This window comes from Campylobacter bilis, from assembly GCF_016806695.1.
Taxonomy (GTDB): domain Bacteria; phylum Campylobacterota; class Campylobacteria; order Campylobacterales; family Campylobacteraceae; genus Campylobacter_D; species Campylobacter_D bilis.
The window spans coordinates 1-3,164 of sequence record NZ_WUED01000024.1; the positions used below are offsets into that span (position 1 = coordinate 1).

3 protein-coding genes and 2 pseudogenes are annotated in these 3,164 nt (G+C 25.7%); all 5 read left to right on the forward strand.

Going from position 1 to position 3,164, the window contains the following annotated elements:
• A pseudogene (locus GRQ01_RS07415) lies at positions 1 to 201 on the forward strand (sugar transferase); the annotation flags it as partial.
• Positions 202 to 225: 24 nt separating this feature from the next.
• Positions 226 to 624 carry an HAD-IIIC family phosphatase gene (locus GRQ01_RS07420; protein ID WP_158335126.1) on the forward strand — a complete coding sequence of 133 codons (399 nt, stop codon included), beginning with the start codon at positions 226 to 228 and terminating at the stop codon, positions 622 to 624.
• Positions 621 to 2,144: an aminoglycoside phosphotransferase family protein gene (locus GRQ01_RS07425; protein WP_158335127.1), complete on the forward strand. Its 1,524-nt coding sequence runs from the start codon at positions 621 to 623 to the stop codon at positions 2,142 to 2,144. Before GRQ01_RS07420 ends, GRQ01_RS07425 begins: the two co-directional genes overlap by 4 nt.
• Positions 2,141 to 2,857, forward strand: coding sequence for a glycosyltransferase family 2 protein (locus GRQ01_RS07430; protein WP_158335128.1), 717 nt, complete (start codon positions 2,141 to 2,143; stop codon positions 2,855 to 2,857). The genes GRQ01_RS07425 and GRQ01_RS07430 overlap by 4 nt, the downstream gene beginning before the upstream one ends.
• A 24-nt stretch (positions 2,858 to 2,881) precedes the next feature.
• Positions 2,882 to 3,164, forward strand: a pseudogene (locus GRQ01_RS07435) (DUF2972 domain-containing protein); the annotation flags it as partial.

Sequence of the window (3,164 nt, forward strand, 5' to 3'; positions counted from 1 at the left end):
AAAAAAGAACAACTTTCTTATGAAGCAAAAATAAAAGAAAATCCAAATTTAGCTTTACCTCCTTTAAAATCTTATTCTGATTATGAAGAAGCTTTAAAAGAAAAAGAATGCTTAACCTATAAACTAGGACAAACTCTCATACAAGCTAATAATAATTGGTACAGGGGGGTACATCAAGCTTTTATTCAAAGATGTGCCTAGGTTAAAGAAAAGAAAAAATAATTTATGAAAACTATAGTTATTGATTTAGATGGAACTTTGACAATTGATGAAGATAATGTAGATTATGCTGATAAAAAACCTAATTTTGCTTTAATTGATATTTTAAAAGAATATAAGCAACAAGGTTTTCAAATCAATATTTTTACAAGTCGCAATATGCGTACTTGGAATGCTGATATAGAAAAAATTAAAACACATACTTTACCTATTATTATTTCATGGCTTGAAAAATATAATGTGCCTTATGATGAAGTGATTATAGGAAAGCCTTGGTGTGGATATGATGGATTTTATGTTGATGATAAGGCTATTCGTCCATCTGAATTTATGAATTTAAATTATGAACAAATCAAAGAACTTTTAAAAAAAGAAAACCCTTATAAAGATGGTGGAAATAAATGATACTTATAACTTCTGCAAAATATTCTTCTTCAGATTTTACCTTAGAATTTGGTAAAATACCTCCTTCTTTTTTGCCTCTTGGTAATAAAAGATTATATGAGTATCAAGTAAAGCTTTTAAAAGATTTAAAACAAAAGATTTTTTTATCTTTGCCTAAGGATTTTAAATTAAGTAAATTTGATGAAAAAATGTTAAAAGAACTTGGTGTTGAGCTTTTATTTGTGCCTAATAATCTGTCTTTGGGTGAGTCTATAGTTTATTGTTTGAATGTTTGTTGTGTTTTTAATGAAAAGCTTTATATTTTACACGGTGATACTTTCTTTAAATATATTGATTTTAAAGACAATTCTTTGCAGGTTGCAAAGGTTAAGGAGAATTATGACTGGGCATATTTAGATAGTGATTTTAATATTTTACCAAAAATAGTCGATAATGATTTAATCTTAGCAGGTGCTTATAGTTTTTCTTATCCTCAATTTTTAATAAAATGTATAGTTGAAAACAGCTATTCTTTTATAGAAGGAATGAAATCTTATTCTAAAACCTATGCTTTTAATGTTATACAAAATGACACTTGGCTTGATTTTGGGCTTATAACTAGTTATTTTCATTCAAAACAAGCTGTAAACACACAAAGAAATTTCAATCATATTAATATTTGCAATGGTTATATTAAAAAATCATCCTCTTGGCAAGAAAAGATAAAAGCGGAAATTCATTGGTTTGAGACCTTGCCTAAGGAATTGTTTATTTATACTCCTAAGGTTGTAATCTATAAAGACAGCTATGAAATAGAATATCTTTATAATAATACTTTAGCAGAACTGTTTGTTTTTGGTAAATTGCCTACTTATGTTTGGAAAAGAATATTTAAATCTTTAAAAGAATTTTTAGACAATTTACATTCTTTTAAAAGCAATGATAAATATATTAATTTCGATTATAAAGAAAAAACTTTACAAAGGCTTCAAGAATTTAGTAAAGAAAGTGGAATTGATTTAAATAAGGCTATGATTATCAATTCTCAAAATTATCCAAGCATCTTAGAATTTATAGATAAACTTGATATTTATATTACTAATATAAATGATTTTTCTTTGATACATGGGGATTTTTGCTTTTCAAACATTATGTATGATTTTAGAGCTAATGCGATTAAAACTTTTGATCCAAGGGGCTTTGATTTCAGTGGAAAAATAACATCTTATGGAGATAAAAATTATGATTTTGCTAAATTAGTCCATTCTGTTTTTGGACTCTATGATTTTATTATTGCAGGCTTTTTTGAATGTAAATTTCATGATAATGAGATAGAATTTTTTATAGAAGAAGATCATAATATTTTAGATATTCAAGAAGCGTTTTTAAATATATTTGATATTAATGATAATATTAAAGCTTTAACTTTACATTTATTTTTATCTATGTTGCCTTTACATAATGATTTTAGAGAAAAACAAATGGCCTTTTTGGCTAATACTTTTATACTTTATGATAAATTTTTTAAGGCAAATAAATGATTATCATCTTTCCCATGGCAGGACTTAGTAGCCGTTTTACTAAAGCAGGTTATGATAAGCCTAAATATATGCTTAGTTTAAAAGCGCATAGTGTATTTTTTTATGCTGTAAATGGCTTTAAAAAATATTTTAATGAATTTCAATTTCTTTTTATATATAGAGATATTCAAGATACTAAAAATTTCATACAAAAAGAATGCAAAAAATTAGGTTTATTATCTTATGAAAGTATCAAACTTGATAAAGAAACTTTAGGACAAGCTCATACAGTCATGCTTGGGCTTGAAAAAGCCAATATAAGCGATAATGAAAGCATCTTAATTTTTAATATTGATACTTTTAGACCTAATTTTTCTTTACCGACTACTTTGGACTTATCTAAAATTGATGGTTATTTAGAAGTATTTGAAGCCCAAGGTGAACAATGGAGTTTTGTGTTGGCTGGTGAGAACGATCGTGTTATTAAAACTACAGAAAAAGAAAGAATTTCAAATCTTTGCAGCAGTGGGCTTTATTATTTTAAAAATATATTAGAATTTAAACAGGCATTTTATACAATGCAAAATCACAATGATTTAAGTAAAAGTGAATTTTATATAGCGCCTATGTATAATTATCTTATAAAAAAAGGTTTGCTTATAAAATATCACAAAATTTCATTAGATGAAATTGTGTTTTGTGGAACACCAGATGAATACGAAAATTTAATCTAAATTTTTATACCAAAAAGGAAATTTATGCAAAATCCTAACTCAGCTATACAAAGGATAAAAAATCATCTTGCTTATAAACTAGGACAAGCTATGATAGAATATAATAATAATGGGGGGGGGTATATAAGATTATGTAAAAAACTTTATCAAATAAAAAAACAATATAAAAAAGAAAAAAGAATTTATCAAGAAACTATAAAAGTATTTCCTCAACTTAAATATCCTCCTTTAGAAAAATGCACTGATTATGAACAAGCTTTAAAATATCAATTTCATTTATCCTATTTTTTAGGTGAAGTGCTTTTAC

Excerpts from the sequence above, each read along its gene's own strand:
- GRQ01_RS07425 (WP_158335127.1), top strand. The coding sequence starts at position 621 with ATGATACTTATAACTTCTGCAAAATATTCTTCTTCAGATTTTACCTTA.
- GRQ01_RS07430 (WP_158335128.1), top strand. The coding sequence starts at position 2,141 with ATGATTATCATCTTTCCCATGGCAGGACTTAGTAGCCGTTTTACTAAA.
- GRQ01_RS07420 (WP_158335126.1), top strand. The coding sequence starts at position 226 with ATGAAAACTATAGTTATTGATTTAGATGGAACTTTGACAATTGATGAA.